At 63.8% G+C, this 18,734-nt stretch carries 19 protein-coding genes; 5 read left to right on the top strand and 14 right to left on the bottom strand.

Annotation, left to right across the window (positions count from 1 at the left end):
* On the top strand, positions 1-345 hold a 345-nt coding region (locus tag BLX42_RS02570), incomplete at its 5' end, for a hypothetical protein (protein ID WP_161871075.1).
* 111 nt (positions 346-456) lie between these two features.
* Here BLX42_RS02570 and BLX42_RS02575 read toward each other — a convergent pair.
* Complete coding sequence (locus tag BLX42_RS02575; protein ID WP_168216542.1) at positions 457-2,538, bottom strand: carboxy terminal-processing peptidase; 2,082 nt, start codon at positions 2,536-2,538, stop codon at positions 457-459.
* 142 nt (positions 2,539-2,680) lie between these two features.
* On the opposite strand from BLX42_RS02575, the gene BLX42_RS02580 reads away from it, so the two are divergent.
* On the top strand, positions 2,681-3,643 hold the full coding sequence (locus BLX42_RS02580) for an NAD(P)H-quinone oxidoreductase (protein WP_046787416.1): 963 nt from the start codon (positions 2,681-2,683) through the stop codon (positions 3,641-3,643).
* A 97-nt stretch (positions 3,644-3,740) separates the two neighbouring features.
* Here BLX42_RS02580 and BLX42_RS02585 read toward each other — a convergent pair whose 3' ends face one another.
* The 6 genes from BLX42_RS02585 to BLX42_RS02610 all read right to left on the bottom strand — a co-directional run bounded on the left by BLX42_RS02585 (position 3,741) and on the right by BLX42_RS02610 (position 9,018).
* Positions 3,741-4,394, bottom strand: coding sequence for an HAD family phosphatase (locus BLX42_RS02585; RefSeq protein ID WP_125924312.1), 654 nt, complete (start codon positions 4,392-4,394; stop codon positions 3,741-3,743).
* 13 nt (positions 4,395-4,407) lie between these two features.
* Complete coding sequence (locus tag BLX42_RS02590) at positions 4,408-5,397, bottom strand: ABC transporter ATP-binding protein (RefSeq protein WP_046787415.1); 990 nt, start codon at positions 5,395-5,397, stop codon at positions 4,408-4,410.
* A 1-nt stretch (position 5,398) separates the two neighbouring features.
* Positions 5,399-6,205, bottom strand: a complete 807-nt coding sequence (locus BLX42_RS02595; protein WP_161871077.1) for an ABC transporter permease — start codon at positions 6,203-6,205, stop codon at positions 5,399-5,401.
* A complete protein-coding gene (locus tag BLX42_RS02600; RefSeq protein ID WP_161871078.1) occupies positions 6,195-7,034 on the bottom strand; it encodes an ABC transporter permease subunit in 840 nt (279 codons plus the stop codon). The genes BLX42_RS02595 and BLX42_RS02600 overlap by 11 nt, the downstream gene beginning before the upstream one ends.
* Positions 7,031-7,837: an alkaline phosphatase family protein gene (locus tag BLX42_RS02605; protein WP_046787413.1), complete on the bottom strand. Its 807-nt coding sequence runs from the start codon at positions 7,835-7,837 to the stop codon at positions 7,031-7,033. The genes BLX42_RS02600 and BLX42_RS02605 overlap by 4 nt, the downstream gene beginning before the upstream one ends.
* A 116-nt stretch (positions 7,838-7,953) precedes the next feature.
* The gene (locus BLX42_RS02610; protein ID WP_046787412.1) at positions 7,954-9,018 is read right to left on the bottom strand and encodes an ABC transporter substrate-binding protein; all 1,065 of its coding nucleotides are present in this window, start codon (positions 9,016-9,018) and stop codon (positions 7,954-7,956) included.
* 341 nt (positions 9,019-9,359) lie between these two features.
* Between BLX42_RS02610 and BLX42_RS02615 the strand changes: the two genes are divergently transcribed.
* Complete coding sequence (locus BLX42_RS02615) at positions 9,360-10,073, top strand: UTRA domain-containing protein (RefSeq protein WP_046787411.1); 714 nt, start codon at positions 9,360-9,362, stop codon at positions 10,071-10,073.
* 18 nt (positions 10,074-10,091) lie between these two features.
* Here BLX42_RS02615 and BLX42_RS02620 read toward each other — a convergent pair whose 3' ends face one another.
* The 7 genes from BLX42_RS02620 to minC all read right to left on the bottom strand — a co-directional run bounded on the left by BLX42_RS02620 (position 10,092) and on the right by minC (position 16,754).
* A complete protein-coding gene (locus BLX42_RS02620) occupies positions 10,092-12,248 on the bottom strand; it encodes a mechanosensitive ion channel family protein (RefSeq protein WP_161871079.1) in 2,157 nt (718 codons plus the stop codon).
* Between the two features lie 44 nt (positions 12,249-12,292).
* Positions 12,293-12,460, bottom strand: a complete 168-nt coding sequence (locus BLX42_RS26515; protein WP_012313193.1) for a hypothetical protein — start codon at positions 12,458-12,460, stop codon at positions 12,293-12,295.
* A 180-nt stretch (positions 12,461-12,640) separates the two neighbouring features.
* Entirely contained in the window at positions 12,641-13,930 is a 1,290-nt protein-coding gene (locus BLX42_RS02625) for a M18 family aminopeptidase (RefSeq protein ID WP_039603106.1), read from the bottom strand.
* 123 nt (positions 13,931-14,053) lie between these two features.
* Positions 14,054-14,689, bottom strand: a complete 636-nt coding sequence (locus BLX42_RS02630; RefSeq protein WP_012313196.1) for an RluA family pseudouridine synthase — start codon at positions 14,687-14,689, stop codon at positions 14,054-14,056.
* Between the two features lie 141 nt (positions 14,690-14,830).
* On the bottom strand, positions 14,831-15,085 hold the full coding sequence (gene minE / locus BLX42_RS02635; protein WP_012313197.1) for a cell division topological specificity factor MinE: 255 nt from the start codon (positions 15,083-15,085) through the stop codon (positions 14,831-14,833).
* Between the two features lie 3 nt (positions 15,086-15,088).
* Positions 15,089-15,901: a septum site-determining protein MinD gene (gene minD / locus BLX42_RS02640; protein WP_046787409.1), complete on the bottom strand. Its 813-nt coding sequence runs from the start codon at positions 15,899-15,901 to the stop codon at positions 15,089-15,091.
* A gap of 100 nt (positions 15,902-16,001) precedes the next feature.
* A complete protein-coding gene (gene minC, locus BLX42_RS02645; protein ID WP_046787408.1) occupies positions 16,002-16,754 on the bottom strand; it encodes a septum site-determining protein MinC in 753 nt (250 codons plus the stop codon).
* A 111-nt stretch (positions 16,755-16,865) separates the two neighbouring features.
* On the opposite strand from minC, the gene BLX42_RS02650 reads away from it, so the two are divergent.
* Positions 16,866-17,801: a lipid A biosynthesis lauroyl acyltransferase gene (locus BLX42_RS02650; protein WP_046787407.1), complete on the top strand. Its 936-nt coding sequence runs from the start codon at positions 16,866-16,868 to the stop codon at positions 17,799-17,801.
* Positions 17,802-17,867: 66 nt separating this feature from the next.
* On the top strand, positions 17,868-18,734 hold an 867-nt coding region (locus BLX42_RS02655; RefSeq protein ID WP_161871080.1), incomplete at its 3' end, for a patatin-like phospholipase family protein.

Here is an 18,734-nt window from a genome sequence, read left to right on the forward strand (position 1 = left end):
CAGCATTGGCAAAGCTTGCTGGATGAGCTTGACCTGGCCCGCCGTCAACGGCATTTGCTGACTTACCGCGCGCTGATCGAGCGTTTGCAATTGCCCAGCCCGGCCATGCAGACGCTGACTGCAGCGCTTGAATACCTGGCGGTGCTCGATGCCCGTGCCGAGCAGCCGCTGCGCAGCTCGCTGGTGATCAGCCAGGGCGCCAGCCGCCTGCCGCGTACCGGCTTCTTCGAATGTGTGGAGCGCCTTGGGCGCTTCTCCGGGCCGGTCGACGGCATGGAGGCTGCGTCGTGGCATGCTTCGGAAGTTGTGCGGGTATTCGAGTACGCCTACCCGGAGATTGCCTGACAGGCCGATAGACCTGCCCCGCCAAGCTCCCACCAACGCCACACACCGAAAACACAAGGGGCCGGGCACTTACGTGCCCGGCCCCTTGTGTTTCACATCAGCGCTGACTGATTACTGCTTGGCCACCTTGGTGCTGGCACTCAGGTAGTCGATCAGGATGCGACCGGTCTCGGACAGGTAAGCGTCGTCTTCGGGCTTGGTGTTTTCATCCTTGGTCGGCAGGGCGTCCTCGTCCTCTTTCTTCAGTTCCTTCAGCGGCTCTTCACCCTTGGCCTTGCGGCGGATGTTTTCCAGCGCCAGCTGTTTGGCCTCGATCTCATCGTGGCGGGCACGGCGGTCCTGCTCGTTGAGGCTGACGGTTTTCTCGTTCATCAGCTTCTGGGTCAGTGCCAGGCGGTCACGGATATAGGTGAACTCCGCGTCCTTGTCGCTGCGCGCTTCATGCTGGGCCTTGAGCTGCGCCAGGAAGGGCTTGAACGGGTCGGCCGCCGGCTTGACCACCGGGCGGATGGTGTCCCACGGCATGGCCTCGGGCAGGGCGCTTTCACCGATTTCCTTGGTGTCGATGATCGACGGGTAGTCGATGTCTGGCAGCACGCCCTGATGCTGGGTGCTCTGCCCGGACACCCGGTAGAACTTGGCCAGGGTCAGTTTCAGCTCGCCATGGTTGAGCGGCTGGATGGTTTGCACGGTGCCCTTGCCGAAGGTCTGGCCGCCGATGATCAAGGCGCGGTGGTAATCCTGCATGGCGCCGGCGAAGATTTCCGAGGCCGAGGCCGAGAGGCGGTTGACCAGCAGCACCAAGGGGCCTTTGTAGAAGGCGCCAGGGTTTTCGTCTTCTAGCACGTCAACCCGGCCATCGCTGTTGCGAACCAGCACCGTGGGGCCTTTCTCGATGAACAGGCTGGTCAGCTCGGTGGCTTCTTGCAGGGAACCGCCGCCGTTGTTGCGCAGGTCGATGACCACGCCGTCGACTTTTTCCTTTTGCAGTTCGGTGAGCAGCTTTTTCACGTCGCGCGTGGTGCTCTTGTACTCAGGGTCCCCGGCTCGGTAAGCCTTGAAGTCCAGGTAGAAGGCCGGGATTTCAATGATGCCCAGCTTGTAGTCACGGCCAGCCTGCTTGAGCTTGAGCACCGACTTCTTGGCCGCCTGCTCTTCAAGCTTGACCGCCTCGCGGGTGATCGACACCACTTTGCTGGTCTGGTCGCTCGGGGCATTGCTGGCCGGGATGATTTCCAGGCGCACAACCGAGCCTTTCGGGCCACGGATCAGCTTGACCACTTCGTCCAGGCGCCAGCCGACCACGTCGACCATTTCCTTGTTGCCCTGGGCGACGCCGATGATCTTGTCGGCCGGGGCCACCTGCTTGGTCTTGGCCGCAGGGCCGGCAGGTACCAGGCGCACGATCTTGACCTGGTCGTTGTCGCTCTGCAGCACCGCGCCGATGCCTTCGAGCGACAGGCTCATGTTGATGTCGAAGTTTTCGGCGTTGTCCGGCGACAGGTAGTTGGTGTGCGGGTCGTAGGACTGGGCGAAGGTATTGATGTAGGCCTGGAAGATGTCTTCGGCACGGGTCTGGTCCAGGCGCGACAGCTGGTTCTTGTATCGCTTGGTCAGGGTTTCCTGGATCTGCTTGGGCTCTTTGCCGGCGATCTTCTGGCGCAGCACCTCGTCCTTGACGCGCTTGCGCCACAGGTCGTCCAGCTCGGCCTGGTTCTTCAGCCACGGGGCGTCCTTGCGGTCGATCAGCAAGGTTTCCTTGGCGGTGAAGTCCATCTTGTCGACGCCCTTGTTCAGCTCGGCCAGGGCGAAGTCCAGGCGTTGCTTGACGCGGTCCAGGTAGCGCTTGTAGATGGTGAAGCCCGGGTCGAGGTTGCCGCTTTTGAGGAAGTCGTCGAACTGCCTCTTCCACTTGTCGAACTCGGCGATGTCGGCCGCAGTGAAGTAGCTGCGCGCAGGGTCGAGCAGCTTGATATAGCTGTCGTAGATGATCACCGAGCGGGCGTCATCGAGCGGCGGCTTGCTGTAATGGTGGCGTTTGAGCAACTCAACCACGTTGAGGCTGGCGACGATTTCGTCACGGTCCGGCTGCAGGCTGTCCCATTTGTTGGCGGCCGCCGCATTGCCGCCGAGCGTGAGGCTGCCCAGGCCGATCATCAGGGCCAGGGCGGTGCTTGGGAGGAAATGCTTCATGCTGATTCGACGTGGAGGCAATTGATCACGCATAGTAGGCCGTCTTTTCCGTTGCCGGTTCCATGGAGCCGGACAAATACTGCAAAAAGCCAGGGGCGTGGATACCCCAGGCTCAGTCATGTCAATCAACTATGGAGGCACTGTGAAGGCATTGCAAGGCGAAGACGGACATGTGGAGTGGGTCGAGGCCGAGCGCCCGGCCCTGGATGCCGGCCAGGTACGCATCCGCGTGGCTGCGGCGGGCCTGAACCGGGCCGATCTGTTGCAGATGAAGGGCCTTTATCCGCCACCACCCGGTGCCAGCCCGTACATGGGCCTGGAATGCGCCGGGGTAGTGGAAGAAGTGGGGCCAGGCGCCGACTGGCGGGTAGGCGACCGGGTGTGCGCGCTGCTGGCCAGCGGGGCCATGGCCGAGGAAGTGGTGGTCGATGCCCGCCATGTGCTGCCGGTCCCCGAGGGCCTGAGCCTGCACGAGGCAGCAGCGCTGCCCGAGGTCTACGCCACCGCGTGGCTGAACATTTTCCAGCTCGGTGCGGTGAAGGCCGGCGAGAAGGTGCTGGTACACGCCGGTGCCAGCGGTGTCGGCTCGGCAGCCATTCAGTTGTGCAAGGCGTTCGGCAACCCGGTATACGTCAGCGTTGGCTCGCAGGACCGCCTGGCGTACTGCCAGGCCCTGGGCGCGACGGGCGGAGTGGTGCGCAACGAAAACCTGGAAGCGCTGGAGGGCATGGGCCCGTTCGACGTGATTCTCGACCCGGTGGGTGCCAGTTACGGGCAGCTCAACCTCAAGTTGCTGGCACGCGATGGGCGCTGGGTGATCATCGGCCTGATGGGCGGGCGCACGGTTGAACTGGACCTGGCGCAGGTGCTGGGCAAGCGCCTGGAAATCACCGGTTCCACCTTGCGCAACCGTGATGACGGGTTCAAGGCCGAGCTGCTGCGTGAGCTGCAGCAGCAGGTGTGGCCGCTGTTCACCGAAAAGCGCTTGTCGCCACAGCTGGTGGACACCTACCCGGTCGAATTCGCCCAGGCAGCGTATGCCGAGCTTGAGAGCAATCAGGTGTCGGGCAAGCTGGTGATGGTGATCGACGCTAGCCTGGCGTGAGATTGCCGGGGCTGCCTTGCAGCCCATCGCGACACAAGGCCGCACCTACAGGGCGGCCTTGTGTCGCGAAAGGGGCGCAAAGCGCCCCCCATGGCCGTCAAGCCCAGCTCAGTATCGGCCAGCCATTCTTTTCGGCATGCTCGCGCAACACCGCATCCGGGTTCACCACATGCGGATGATCCACCTTGAGCAATAACGGCAGGTCGTTGCGCGAATCGGAATAGAAACTCGCCCCCTCCAGGTTTTCCTGCTCCTGGTCCAGCCACTCCAGCAAGCGGGTGATCTTGCCCTCCCGGTAAGTCAGCACCCCATGGGTCTTCCCGGTATACACCCCGTTCACAGCCTCAAGCTCGATCGCCAGGTACTCGTCCACCCCTAACCGCGCCGCAATCGGCCCGACCAGGTGAGTGCCCGAGGCGGAAATGATCAGGATGCGGTCGCCACGCTTGCGATGCTCGGCGATGCAGCGGCAGGCATCACCGAAAATGATCGGCTCGATGACATCCTCCACCCATGGCTCCACCAGGTGCTCGACCTCTTCCAGCGTACGCCCGGCAATCGGCTCCAGGCTGAAGGCCATGTACTCTTCCATCTGCAGGTGGCCTTTGCCGTAGGCCTCCATCAGGGCATGGTCGCGGCGCAGGAACTCCTTGCCGTCGACCCAGCCCAGCCGCGCCATTTGCTCGCTCCACAGCGACGCGCAGTCGCCATGGATCAGGGTTTCATCCAGATCGAAAATTGCCAGTGCCATGCGTTGAATCTCCTTAGGCCACTTCCCGTAGCGCCGTGGGGTCGATCGACAAGGATACCCGCTGGCCGTCCGCGTGCAGGTCGGCCGATGAGCGATTGAGCACATCCACCACCAGCTCCACGTCACGAACCCGTACCCGGTAGCGGATCACATTGCCCAGCAGGCTGTGGCTGCGCACTTCGCCGTCCAGTTCGCCATCGCGGCTCAAGGTGATCGACTCGGGGCGAATCGCCAGGCGGCTGGCCACCGGGCGTTGCAGCAGGCGGCTGGCACTGTCCGGGTCGAGCAGGTTGTAGTTGCCGATGAAGCCGGCGGCAAACAGGTCCACCGGGGCCGTGTACAGGGTTTCGGCGTCGCCGCTCTGCACGATGCGCCCCTGGTTCATCAGGAAGATGCGATCAGACATCGTCAGCGCTTCTTCCTGGTCATGGGTAACGAAGATGGTGGTCAGCCCCAGTTCGCGCTGGATGGCGCGGATCTGCTCGCGCAGGTGCTTGCGAATACGCGCATCCAGCGCCGACAGCGGCTCGTCGAGCAGCAGCAGGCGTGGCCGGGTGACCAGCGAGCGGGCCAGGGCCACCCGCTGGCACTGGCCACCGGACAGCTGGTGCGGGTAACGCCCGGCAAAACTGCCCAGTTCCACCAGTTCCAGCGCCTCGCGCACACGTACTTGAGTGTCACTGGCCTTGACCTTCTGCATGCGCAGGCCAAAGGCGACATTCTGCTCCACGGTCATGTTGGGGAATAGCGCATAGCTCTGGAACACCATGCCGATGCCGCGCTTTTGCGGGCTCAGCGGCACGATGTCCTGGCCGTCGAGCAGGATCTGCCCGCCGTCCACCGGGGTCAGCCCGGCGATGCAGCGCAGCAGGGTGGACTTGCCGCAGCCGGAAGGGCCCAGCAGGGTGACGAACTCGCCGCGTTCGATCTGGCAGTCGATGTTTTCGAACACCGGGGTGCCGCCATAGCGTTTGTGCAGTTTCTGTACGCTGACGAAGCTCATGTCAGGTCTTGTCCTTGTTCAGGCGGTTGGCGACCCAGGTCAGTACCAGCACGAAGGCGAAGTACGAGATCACCAGCGCGCTGTTGAAGTGGCCGCTGCTGTTGCGCATGTTGTTCAGGTACACCTGCAGGGTCTCGTAGCGCGTGCCGACCAGCAGGTTGGCGAACACGAATTCGCCGAACAGGAACGAGAACGACAGCAGCAGCGCCACCATCAGGCCTTTGCGCAGGTTGGGCAGCACCACCAGGAACGCCGCCTGCCAGGTGCTGGCGCCGAGCAGCTGGGCGGCATCCATCAGGTCGCGCAGGTTGATCGCCTGCAAGTTGTTGGTGATCGCCCGGTACATGAACGGCAGGGAGATGGTGAAGTAGCAGCCGATCAGGATCCACGGCGTGCCGACCATGGCCATCGGCCCGCTGCCGTACAGCTGCAGCAGGCCCACCGAGGACACCACCGGCGGCACCGCGAACGGCAGCAGGATGAGGATGTTCATCAGTGCGTCGAGCCTGGGGAAGTGGTAGTGCACCACGAACAGCAGTGGCAGGATCAGCACCACCGACAGCAGCAGCGCGCCCACGCACACCAGCAGCGACTGGCCGAAGGCCGCCAGAAAGCGCGGCTCGCCCCACAGCGCCACGTACCACTTGAAGGTCAGGCCGCTGGGCAGCAGGCTGGCTGACCAGCTGGTGGCCAGCGAGTAGAGCAGGGTGCCGGCCAGTGGTAGCAGCAGAATGAGAAACAGCAGGTACACCACGGCGCGGTGATAGAGGCTGCCGGCGCTCGGCCTGGTTGAGCGGTTAGCGTGCATGGTAGCTCCGTTTCAGCAGCCATTGATGGACGACCGTGACCACCGTCATCAAGCCCACCAGCACCATGGCCAGCGCGCTGGCCAGGTTGGGGTCCAGGCTGATGTCACCGGCCACCAGGCCGGCGATGCGGATCGGCAGCACGTTGAAGTTGCCGGTGGTCAGCGCATACACCGTGGCATACGCGCCCAGGGCATTGGCCAGCAGAATGACGAAGGTACCGAGCAGGGCCGGGGCCAGCACTGGCAGGCCGATGTGCCGCCAGTATTGCCAGTGGCTGGCGCCCAGCAACGCGGCCGATTCGCGCCAGTCTTCGCGCAGGGCATCGAAGGCCGGGTAGAGCAGCAGTACGCCCAGGGGGATCTGGAAGTAGGTGTAGACCAGGATCAGGCCGCTTTTGGAGTAGATGCTGAAGTCTTCCAGCAGGCCAACCTGCTTGAGCAGCAGGGTCAGCGCCCCGTTGAAACCGAGCAGGATGATGAACGCGAAGGCCAGCGGCACGCCGGCGAAATTGCTGGTCATGTTGGCGAAGGCGCTGACGAAGTCGCGCAGGCGCGAATCCACCTGGCGCAGCGAGTAAGCACCGAGGGTGGCGATGATGATGCCGAACAGGCTCGACCAGAAGCTGATTTCCAGGCTGCGTTGCAGCGCCTGCAGGTAGAACTTCGAGGCGAACACCTTGCTGAAGTTGGCCAGCCCCCAGCCCGCTTCCGACTGCACGCTGTTGATGGCCACCCAAGCCAGCGGGGCGATCTGGAAGATGACGAAGAACACAGCGAACGGCAGCAGGCAGAGCAGGGCCAGGTAGCGCCCGCGGGCGCCGGCATTCACTTGAGCAGCTCCCGGCAGACGGTCTTGTCGTGGGCAACGCCCAGCAACTCGCAGATGGTGCCACACAGCTCGGTTTGCAGCGGCTTGGCGGCCGGGTCGAGGCTGAAGGCGTCGCCAAACACGAACAGCGGCACTTCGCGCTCTTCGGCCAGCAGGCCGTTGTGCGAGCGGTCGTTGTTCATGCCGTGGTCGGCGGTGACCAGTACCTGGTAGCCCTCTTCGAGCCAGTGCGGCAGGTAGTCGGCCAAGAGGATGTCGGCGCTGCGCGCAGCGTTGCGGTACTGGCTGCTGTCCAGGCCGTGGCGGTGGCCGGTGTCGTCGATGCTCATCGGGTGCACCAGCAAAAAGTTCGGCGCATGGCGGCGGCGCAGGTACTCGGCGTCGGCCAGCAGGTGCGAGTCAGGGTAGCGGTCGTCCCAATAGAACAGGCCATGCTGGATCGGCAGCTTCGGCGCGTGGGTATGGCGGTCGCGCTGCGGGTCGAAGGGCGAGCGGTTGTACAACTCGCTCATCCAGTGATAAGCCGCCGCAGCAGTGCCCAGGTTGGCCTCGCGGGCGTAGTGGAACACGCTGCGCTGGTTGGACAGGCGGTTGACGTTGTTGTGCACGATGCCGCTGTCGATTGGCGCCACGCCGGTGAGGATGCACTCGTACAGCGGCCGGGACAGCGACGGCAGCTCGCATTCCACACGGTACAGCGCGGCACGGTCGGCTTCGACGTAAGCGTGCAGGTGGCCCATGGCGTGATGGGCCACCTGGTGGTTGAGGCCGTCGAGCAGGACCAGGATGACATTGTGTTGCATGGTGGCTCCCAGTGGAGCTGCAAGCTTCAAGCTACAAGCTGCAAGAACGAGCCGGCATGTCGATCACCTGCTTGCACTTGTAGCTTGCAGCTTGCAGCTTGCAGCTTGAAGCTTCTTCATTCCATCTCGATGATGACTTGCTCCTGCCACATCTGCGGCAGCTTTTTCGAGGTCGCTTCCCACACTTCGGGTTTCTTGATCGGCTGCGCAGCGCCGTACTGCTCGTTAGGCAGCAGCTTGGCCTGCACGTCCGCGGGCAGTTTCAGGTGCTCGGCGCGGATCGGCCGGGCATGCCCCTTGGCCAGGTTGATCTGCCCGGCATCGCTGAAGATGTACTCACGCGCAAGCTTGGCTGCATTGGGGTTTTTGGCGTACTTGTTGATGATGGTGGTGTAGCCGGAGATGACCGACCCGTCCGAGGGGATCAGCACTTCGAAGCGTTTCGGGTCGATCTGGTCGCGGTAGCTCAGGCCGTTGAAGTCCCACACCACGCCCACTTCGACCTCGCCTTTCTCCAGGGTCTGGATGGTCGGGTTGGCCAGCGACAGGCGCTTCTGCTGGGCCAGCTTGGTGAACAGCTGAAGGCCCGGGGCGACGTTGCTCTCATCGCCCTTGTAGGCGATGGCTGCGGCCAGCACGCCGTTGGCGGCCTGGGCGGCAGTACTGACATCGCCGATGGCGACCTTGTACTTGCCTTTTTCCAGGTCGTGCCAGGTTTTAGGGCGTTCTTCTTCCTTCACCAGGTCCTTGTTGATGATGAAGGCGATGGTACCGGTATAGGCCAGCGCCCAGTGACCATCCTTGTCCTTGGCCCAGCCCGGTACCTGGTCCCAGGTGCTCGGTTTGTACGGCTGGCTCACGCCCTTGGCCACGGCAATCGGGCCGAAGGCGGCACCGACGTCACCGATATCGGCGCTGGCGTTGTCCTTCTCGGCATCGAACTTGGCGATTTCCTGGGCCGAGCTCATGTCGGTGTCGGTGTGCTTGAGGCCGTACTTGCTGGCCAGGTCTTCCCAGGTGCCTTTCCAGTTGGCCCAGGCATCGGGCATGCCCACGCTGTTGATCGTGCCCTCCTTGCGGGCAGCGTCTTCCAGGGCCTTGAGGTCGGTGCCGGCGGCCATGGCCGAGGTACACAGGGCCATGGCCGAGCCGAGCAGTGACGCCATGAACAACTTTTTCATCCGAAGCTCCTTTGGGTGGGTGCCTTGCGCGATCGTTGTTATGAGTGAAGCCTTGCTTGGCTAACCTTTGGTCTAGGTCAGCAAACCTTGCGCCAAGGTAGGCCGGTTGCGTGACAATTTGATGTAAGGGAAGGGTTGAACCAGGTGTTGCCGCCTCCTGCGAATACAGCGTAGACCAGATCGCAAGCCCCGATTCATAAGGCTTGGCCCGAATCTGGCAGTGCTCTGATGAAGTGTGTACAGCTGCTTTGTCACAGCATGTTCATCAGCCCTGCCTAGGCTTGCACTATTCTCCAAGTGCCCTGTTCTGGGGCTGGACTAGTCCAGATAGGTAACCCTTGATGCAGTCGACGCCACCGCGTGCGGTAACAGCCATCTGCCATGCCTTGCAGGAGCAGATCGAGCACGGCCTGCTGGCGCCGGGCGGCAAGCTGCCGGCCGAGCGCAAACTCAGCGAGGTGTTCGATACCACGCGTATCACCCTGCGCGAGGCGCTGGTGCAGCTGGAAGCCCAAGGGCTGATCTACCGCGAAGAGCGGCGCGGCTGGTTCGTCGCCCCCGAGCGGCTGACCTACGACCTGATCGAGCGTAGCCACTTTCACGCGATGGTGCGGGACCAGGGGCGGGTGGCCAGTACCGAACTGCTTTCGGCCCGGTTGCAGCCGGCATCGGCGGCCATTTGCGCGCGTCTGCACCTGCCGGCGCTATCCAGCGTGATACGCATCTGCCGGTTGCGGCGTATCGATGGGCGGGCGGTGCTGTATGCCGAGCATTACCTCAACCCGCGTTACTTCCCCGACATCCTCGAACATGACCTGGCGCAGTCGCTGACCGAGATTTATGGGCGGGTCTACGGCATCCGCTACGGGCAGGTGTGCTTTGAAATCCTGCCCACGGCGTTACCCGTGGCTGCGGCCGCAGCCTTGAAGGTATCCACCGGCAGCCCGGGGCTGCATATCACCCGGGTCAACAGTGACCAGCATGGGCACCTGATCGACTGTGACCTTGAGTATTGGCGCCATGATGCGATCCGCATCCGCGCCCAGGCCGGATAGCGGCTGCTGGCGATGGGCCTAATCGGTGGTCCCGCCGGCCTCTGCCATCGCGCCGCCACCCGCCGTCACCACCTGTACCGACAAGCGTGGCATCGCCAGGTCCAGCCCGGCTGCATCCAGCTGGCGCTTCAAGGCCAGGTTGAACGCCCGCGACACTTCCCATTGCTTGATGGGGGCGGTCTTGAAGCGTGCCCGCAGAATCGCCGAACCAGACTCGAAACTTTCCACCCCTTGCAGCTCAAGGGGTGACCAGATATTGCGGCGCATCAGTGGATCGTTGCGCAGTTTCTGCCCCACTTCGCGGATCAGCGTGATGGCCTGGTCGATGTTCATGCTGTGCGGGATGGCCACACGGAAGATCGCATAGCCGAACTCGCGCGAGTAATTCTTGATGCTCTTGATCTCGCTGAACGGGATGGTGTGCACGATGCCATCGATGTCGCGCAGGCGCACGGTGCGGATGGTCAGGCCTTCAACGGTGCCCAGGTGGCCACCCACATCGACATAGTCGTCGATGGCCAGGGAGTCTTCGATGATGATGAACAGGCCCGTGATCAGGTCGGCCACCAGCGACTGCGCGCCAAAACCGATGGCCAGGCCGATCACCCCGGCACCGGCCAGCAGCGGCGTGACGTTCATGCCCATGTTGGCCAGGGCGACGATCAGCGCAATGATGAAAATCACCACGAACATCACGTTGCGGATCAGCGGCATCATGGTTTGCGCGCGGGCATTGGCAAGGCCCCGGCGTGAACGCACCAGGGCGTGGTGCACGGCCGTGTCGGCGAGTATCCACACCAGCCAGGCGACAATCAGCGTGCCGGCCAGGCCCAGCAGGCGCAGGCTGACTTCATGGCCTTCACCTTCGGCGAAGCTGATCATCGACTGGCCCCAAACGCGCAGCCCCAGCTCGATGAACACCAGCCAGATGAACAGGTGCACCAGCACATAACCGAAGTTGCGCAGGCGCTCTGTGTATACCGCCTGCCGCTTGTTGGCGCGCTTGGGGTTGGCGGCGTGGCGGCGCACCAGGCCATTGAGCACCATGCACACCACCACCAGCACCGTGCACATCAGTGACTGGCGCAGCGCGGTACTGGTGTCGCCGGCCGACACGAAGGTGGCGAACAGCGAGATCGCCACCAGGATCATCGCCGGTATGTACCAGAAGCTGCCAAGGATTTCGATGGTGTCGCTCAGGGTGCGCCGGGTCAGGCGCCGCGACAGTGGCTGGTTGCGGATCAGGTGGGCGATCGGGCGGCGGAAACGCAGGATGAACAGCCCCGTGCACAGCGCGGCGATCACATTGGCCAGGGTGGCCAGGGCGTGCGCCAGGTGTGTACCAAGGGCGACGGTCAGGCGCGGGTCGCTCATCGCTTCGCCAAAGGCGGCGAAGCTGCCGATCAGCCACAGCGGCCGAAATGCCTGGTGGCGCAGGATGTGCAGCGCCCGGTGGCGGTGCGGGCCGTCGAGCAGCGAGAAGGCGATCACGCAGATGGCCGAAAAGCAGGTGCCTACCACCAGCGCATAGGCCAGCACCATGGCCATGGACTTGCCGAGCGAGGAGGGCAGGGCAAAGCTCAGGTACACCGTGAACACCAGCGCCACCAGCCACGGCCCCAGCTTGCGCAGGGCGAAGCGCACCAGGTCCCAGGTGCGCGGGTGCTGTGGCAACTCCTCGGTCAGGCCGAAGCGCACACGCACACGGTGGCCGATCCAGTTGAATGCATAGGCCAGCAGGCTCCACACGGCGATGATCGCGGCAAAGCCGAACAGTATCGCCGGCCACTGGTGCACGGGCACCACCAGTTCAGCCAACTCCGCCTGGGCCTGGTCGATTTCCAGCGCCCACCGGTGGAACGGGCTGGCGTCGCCGCTGAACTGCTTCTCGAAATCATGCAGCGCACCGCCGATCAGGCCCAGCACGCCCTGCTCGACGGTGGGTTGCGACTGCTTGGTGGCATCGCGCAGCTTCTTCAGGTCGGCCAGCAGCTTGGCGCGTTGCTGGTCGTTCTCCAGGTTCTTGATCACCTCGTCCAGCGATTTGCCCAAGGGCTCGGTGGCTTCTGGCTGGGCCGGCGCACTGGAGCCAAGCAGGCCAGGCAGGCCGGCGGCCTGTACCGGGGAGATGAACAGAAACAGCAGCAGGGCAAGGCAACGCAGGAGGGCTGGCACCGGGAAATCTACCTCAGGTCAAACGATTGGCCGAGTGTAGAGGTTTATGTGGGGAGTTTCTCCAGGATCTTCCAGCAGGTGAGGCCGAAGATGCCCAGGGTGCCGATCCACATCATCAGCACACCGACGTCGCGCTCACGCAGGCTGAAGCCGATGGTCAGCAGCATCAGGAACCCGAACACGGGGACGAACAGGGACAGGAAGGGGGACATGGCTGCAATCCTTTTGCGTGGGGCATGCCTTAAGCATAGCGGGTGGCAAGCGAAGCGGGATTGACCCTGGGCAGTTGGTTGTCAGTACCGGCCCTATCGCCGGCAAGCCGGCCCCCACAGGTTCGGCAGCGCTGCTGTCAGTGTGGGGGCCGGCCTGCCGGCGATAGGGCCAGAACAGGCTCAGGGCAGTTCGCGGCTGCGGTAGAACGCGGTCAACACCTTCACCAGGTGCGCCAGATCCTGGCTGCCGCACAGTTCACGTATCGAGTGCATGGCAAAGGTCGGCAGGCCGATATCGACCGTGCGCACGCCCAGGTGGCTGGCAGTGATCGGGCCGATGGTCGAGCCGCAGCCCATGTCGCTGCGCACCACGAAGCTCTGCACCGGCACTTCTTCGGCCATGCACAGGTGGCGGAAGAAGCCGGCAGTTTCGCTGTTGGTAGCGTAGCGCTGGTTGTTGTTGACCTTGATCACCGGCCCTGCATTGAGCTTGGGTCCGTGGTTGCCGTCATGCTTGTCGGCGTAGTTGGGGTGCACGCCGTGGGCATTGTCGGCCGAGACCATGAGCGAGCGCTGGATGGTGCGCACGTAAGTGTCGCCGTCCGGCAGCAGGCGCTGCAGGGTCTGCTCGAGCATCGGGCCGTCGGCGCCGCAGGCCGAGCAGCTGCCGACTTCTTCGTGGTCGTTGCACACCAGCACGCAGGTTTCGTCACTGTCAGCGGCCAGCAGCGCCTGCAGGCCGGCGTAGCACGACAGCAGGTTGTCCAGGCGCGCCCCGGCGATGAAGTCACCGTTCAGGCCGATCAGTGCGGCGTCCTGGGTATCGTAGAAGCTCAGCTCGTAGTCCAGCACCACGTCGGCGTTGAGCTGGTGTTCACGGGCAAGCTGCTCGGTGAGCAGGGCGCGGAAGTCGATGCGCTCGTCGCCGGCCACTTGGGCCAGGATCGGCGGCAGTTCGTTCTGCGGGTTGATCTGCCAGCCTTCGTTGGCAGTGCGGTTGAGGTGGATCGCCAGGTTGGGAATGATGGCGATCGGCAGCTTGAAGTCGATCAGCTGGCTTTCGACCTTGCCATCACGCCGGAAGGTCACGCGGCCGGCCAGCGACAGGTCACGGTCGAACCACGGCGCCAGCAGGGCGCCGCCGTACACTTCCACGCCCAGCTGCAGGAAACCCTGGCGCTGCAGCTCCGGCTGCGGCTTGACCCGCAGGCACGGGCTGTCGGTGTGCGCACCGACCATGCGAATGCCACCCAGCAGCGGCGCTTGCTTGCCCAGGTTGATGGCGATGATCGAAGAATCGTTGCGGGTGACGTAGTAGCGGCCGCCAGGCACCGTGGCCCAACTGTCACGCTCGTCCAGGCGCTGGTAGCCGGCCGCTTCGAGGCGCAGGGCCAGGCTGGCGGTGGCGTGGAAGGGCGTAGGGGAGGCCTTGAGAAAATCGATCAGGCCGGTGTTCAGTGCTTCGCGCATAACTCACTCCAATTCGAGCTTCAAGCCGCAAGCTGCAAGCTTCAAGCAAGAGCAGGCCGCGGAGCAAGCTGCAACGCGATCTGTTCTGGCTTTTCTTGCAGCTTGTCGCTTGAAGTTTGCAGCTTAAAAAGGTGCAGGGCACTCGAACTTCAGCCGCTCACCGGAAACCGGGTGGGTGAAGCTCAACATGGCCGCATGCAGGCACAACCGCTCATGTGCCGCCAGCGCCTCGGGGTTGGCATACAAACGGTCACCGAGCAGCGGGTGCCCGATCGACAGCATGTGCACGCGCAACTGGTGCGAACGGCCGGTGATCGGCGTCAGTTCCACCCGGCAGTGGTCGCCGCAACGCTCGAGGATGCGCCAGAAGGTCAGGGCGTGCTTGCCTTGCTCATGGTCCACCACATGGCGGGGCTTGGTGGGCGGGTCGTAGCGCAGGGGCAGGTCGATGCTGCCGCTGTCCAGCGCCGGCTGGCCCCAGCACAGGGCGGTGTAGGCCTTCTCGGTCTCGCGGTCGTGGAACTGGCGCGACAGCTCGCGGTGGCTGTCGGCATCGCGGGCCAGCAGGATGATGCCGGAGGTTTCCCAGTCCAGGCGGTGGACGATCAGCGCATCCGGGTAGCCGTTTTCCTGCAGGCGGGTGATCAGGCAGTCCTTGTTGTCATCGGCGCGGCCTGGCACCGATAGCAGCAGGGTCGGCTTGTTGACCACCAGGATGGCGGCGTCTTCATGAAGGATCTGGACGTTCGACAGCGGCATTGCGGGTTCTCGGTCAAATCGGGGAAAACCATTGGGGCCGCGTTGCGGCCCGTTCGCGACACAAGGCCGCTCTCTGTAGGAGCGGCCTTGTGTCGCGAACGGGCTGCAAAGCAGCCCCAATGATCAAGCCCGTTCGCTGTATCAGCGATCGGGCAAGGTGATGTTCAGCTCCAGAATCGAGCAACTGCCCTGGTTTTCCAGTTCGATGTGCACATCATCGCTGCCGATGTTCACATACTTGCGGATCACCTCGAGCAGCTCTTTTTGCAGGGCCGGCAGGTAGTCCGGTTCGCTGCGCTGGCCGCGCTCATGCGCCACGATGATCTGTAGACGCTCTTTCGCCACCGACGCACTGGTCTGTTTCTGTCTGCCACGAAAGAAGTCAAAAAGGTTCATGGTTTATTTGCTCCCGAAAATGCGCTCGAAGAATCCCTTCTTCTGTACATCGATGAAGCGCATCGGCTTCTCTTTGCCCAGCAGGCGGTCGACCGCGTCGCTGTAGGCCTGGCCGGCATCGCTCTGATCATCGAGAATGACCGGGATACCTTGGTTGGACGCCTTGAGTACCGCCTGCGACTCCGGGATCACACCCTTGAGCTTGATCGACAGGATCTCTTCCACGTCGGCCACGCTCAGCATTTCGCCCTTGACGACACGCTCGGGGTGGTAACGGGTGATCAGCAGGTGCTCCTTGATCGGCTCTTCGCCGTTTTCAGAGCGGCGCGACTTGCTCGACAGGATGCCCAGCATACGGTCGGAGTCACGTACCGAAGACACTTCAGGGTTGGTCACGACGATGGCTTCGTCGGCGAAGTACATGGCCAGGTGCGCGCCTTTCTCGATACCCGCCGGCGAGTCGCAGATGACGTACTCGAACTGTGCTTTCAGTTCCATCAGTACCTTTTCGACGCCTTCCTGGGTCAGTGCGTCCTTGTCGCGGGTCTGGCTGGCGGCCAGCACATACAGGTTCTCAAGGCGCTTGTCCTTGATCAGGGCCTGCTGCAGGTTGGCTTCGCCGTTGACCACGTTGACGAAGTCGTAAACCACGCGGCGCTCGCAGCCCATGATCAGGTCGAGGTTACGCAGGCCCACGTCGAAGTCGACGATGACCGTCTTGTGGCCGCGCAGTGCGAGGCCGGTGCCGATGGCGGCGCTGGTGGTGGTCTTGCCCACACCCCCCTTGCCGGAAGTAACGACGAGAATCTTGGCCAAGGTGTTTCACCCCTAAATAAGTCGGGACAGGCGTCCCAGCAAAATGCAAAAAAACGGCAACAGGTAAAAAAGTTGCTCTAAAAATGACGGCAAGTATCCGTTAAAGACGGGTGATGTTCAACACGTCACCGGACAGGCTGACTTGCACGCCGCCGCCCCACAGCGGGTCGCGGCGCAGGTCCTCGCAGACCTTGTACTGGCCAGCGATGGAGACCATTTCGGCGGTCATCTGCTGGCAGAAGATACGGGCCTTGGTGTTGCCTTTGATGCCGGCCAGGGCGCGGCCGCGCATGGCGCCGTACACATGGATGTTGCCATCGGCCAGAAGTTCCGCACCCGGGCTCACAGAGCCTGTGACCACCAGGTCGCCACCCTGAGCATAGATCTGCTGGCCGCCACGTACAGGCGAAGTGATGATCCGGGTCGGGCGGATTTCCGGCTCTGCAGCGGGCGCCGGCGCCGGCTCGGGCTTTTTCACTTCCGGCTCCGGCTCCAGCGGCCGCTCACGGGCGCCGGAGGGCGGCAATACCGGCAGGTCGATGGCGATCGCGGCAGCGATGTCCTCGATGCGGTTGGCACGGATCGCCAGGGTTCGCAGGCCGTGGTGACGGCAGATGCGCATCAGCCCGGGCAGGTCGATCGCCCCTTCGTCGGCCGGCAGCTTGTCCAGCGCCAGCACCAACGGTGTGTTGCTGAAAAAATTGGGGGCTTGGGCCACTTTCGCCGCCAGCTGGCGGTCGAGGGCTTCAAGGTCGTTGCGCCCCAGCTCCAGCACAGTGATGGCGAGCATGCTGCCCTTGAGCTGGAACACGGAGGCGGTGTCGGGTGTGTGGTTTGGGCTCATGGTCTGCATAGACGGCTTGTTGCGGAAAAAGTGCCCTGACTTATAACGATAAGACCGGTTGGCCGCAACCGGCGCCGATCCGATGTAGAATGCTCGGCCTTTGACTTACCGGAAGCTTCAATGGAACGCCCGCGTTTTCGTCCCTATTTCCTTCACCCCAGGTTCTGGGGCCTGTGGCTGGGCCTGGGCCTGCTGTGGCTGGTGGTGCAGTTGCCCTACCGCGCCCTGTTGTGGCTTGGCGCTGCCCTGGGCGCGCTGATGTACCGGGTGGCCGGTGAGCGCCGACGCATCGCTGCACGCAACCTGGAACTGTGTTTCCCCCAGATGTCCGTCGACGAACGGCGCCGTTTGTTGAAGGCGAATTTCGCCTCCACCGGCATCGCCTTCTTCGAAATGGCCATGAGCTGGTGGTGGCCCAAGGCCAGGCTGGCGCGCCTGGCGCATATCGAAGGCCTCGAGCACCTGCAAGCCGCGCAGCAGGCCGGGCAGGGCGCGATCCTCATGGCCGTGCATTTCACCACCCTGGAGATCGGCGCCGCGTTGCTGGGCCAGGTGCACACCATCGACGGCATGTACCGCGAGCATGGCAACCCGCTGTTCGACTTCATCCAGCGCAGCGGCCGTGAGCGCCACAACCTCGATTCGCTGGCGGTGGAGCGTGAAGACGTGCGCGGCATGCTCAAGCTGCTGCGTGCCGGCCGCGCCATCTGGTATGCGCCCGACCAGGACTACGGCGCCAAGCAGAGCCTGTTCGTGCCGTTGTTCGGCATCCAGGCGGCGACGGTTACCGCCACCACCAAGTTCGCCCGCCTGGGCAAGGCGCAGGTCATTCCCTTCACCCAGAAGCGCCTGGAGGATGGCAGTGGCTATCGCCTGGTGATCCACCCGCCGCTGGAAGGCTTCCCCGGTGAAAGCGAAGAGGCCGATTGCCTGCGCATCAACCAGTGGATCGAAGGCGTGTTGCGCGAGTGCCCGGAGCAATACCTGTGGGCGCACCGGCGCTTCAAGTCGCGGCCTGAAGGTGCGCCGCGGCTGTATGACAAGAAAAAGCGCTGATCATGTGGGCGCCGGCCTGCCGGCGATGAGGCCAGCACTGGCGGTAAGAGATCCAGGGAGCAAGACATGGCCCCACCCCCGACTACCGGCCTGATCCTCTCTGGCGGCGGCGCCCGCGCCGCCTACCAGGTCGGCGTTCTGGCCGGCATCGCCGAGCTGCTGCCTGCCGGCGCAGCCAACCCCTTCCCGGTGATCGTCGGTACCTCGGCCGGCGCCATCAATGCCGTGACCCTGGCCAGTGGCGCAATGCGCTTCAGCGAGGCAGTGCAAAGGCTCACCGCCTTCTGGCAGAACCTGGGCAGCCACCTGGTGTTGCGCAGCGACTGGCCCGGTGTAATCCGCCAGGCCAGCCGCTTTGTCGGCCACAACCTGCTGGGGCTGGGTGGCCAGGCACCGGTTGCCCTGCTCGACAGCAGCCCGCTGCGCGGCCTGTTGCAGTCACACATCGACCTCGATGGCATTACCCATGCTTTGGCCAGCGAGCAGCTGCGCGCGGTGGCGGTAACCGCATTCGGCTACGAGTCTGGTCAGGCGGTGACCTTCTACCAAGGCCGCGGCACCATCGACGCCTGGCTGCGCCACCGCCGGCTCGGTGTGCCCACGCCCTTGACCGTTGACCACCTGCTGGCCAGCTCGGCCATCCCGCTGCTGTTCGCCCCGGTGCGGCTCGGCGATGAGTACTACGGCGACGGCGCGGTTCGCCAGTCGGCGCCGATCAGCCCGGCCCTGCACCTGGGTGCCAGCCGCGTGCTGGTGGTCGGCGTCAGCGGCAACCCGCAGCGGCCAGCGCCGCCGCTGCCGACCCAGCGCGTGTTCAGTGGCCATCAGCCAAGCCTGGCGCAGATCGCTGGGCACATGCTCAACAGCACGTTCATCGACAGCCTGGAAGGCGATATCGAGCTGTTGCAGCGTTTGAACCACCTCAGCCGCCTG

Source organism: Pseudomonas sp. SG-MS2, assembly GCF_009933855.1.
In the GTDB taxonomy this organism is placed as follows: Bacteria; Pseudomonadota; Gammaproteobacteria; order Pseudomonadales; family Pseudomonadaceae; genus Aquipseudomonas; species Aquipseudomonas putida_E.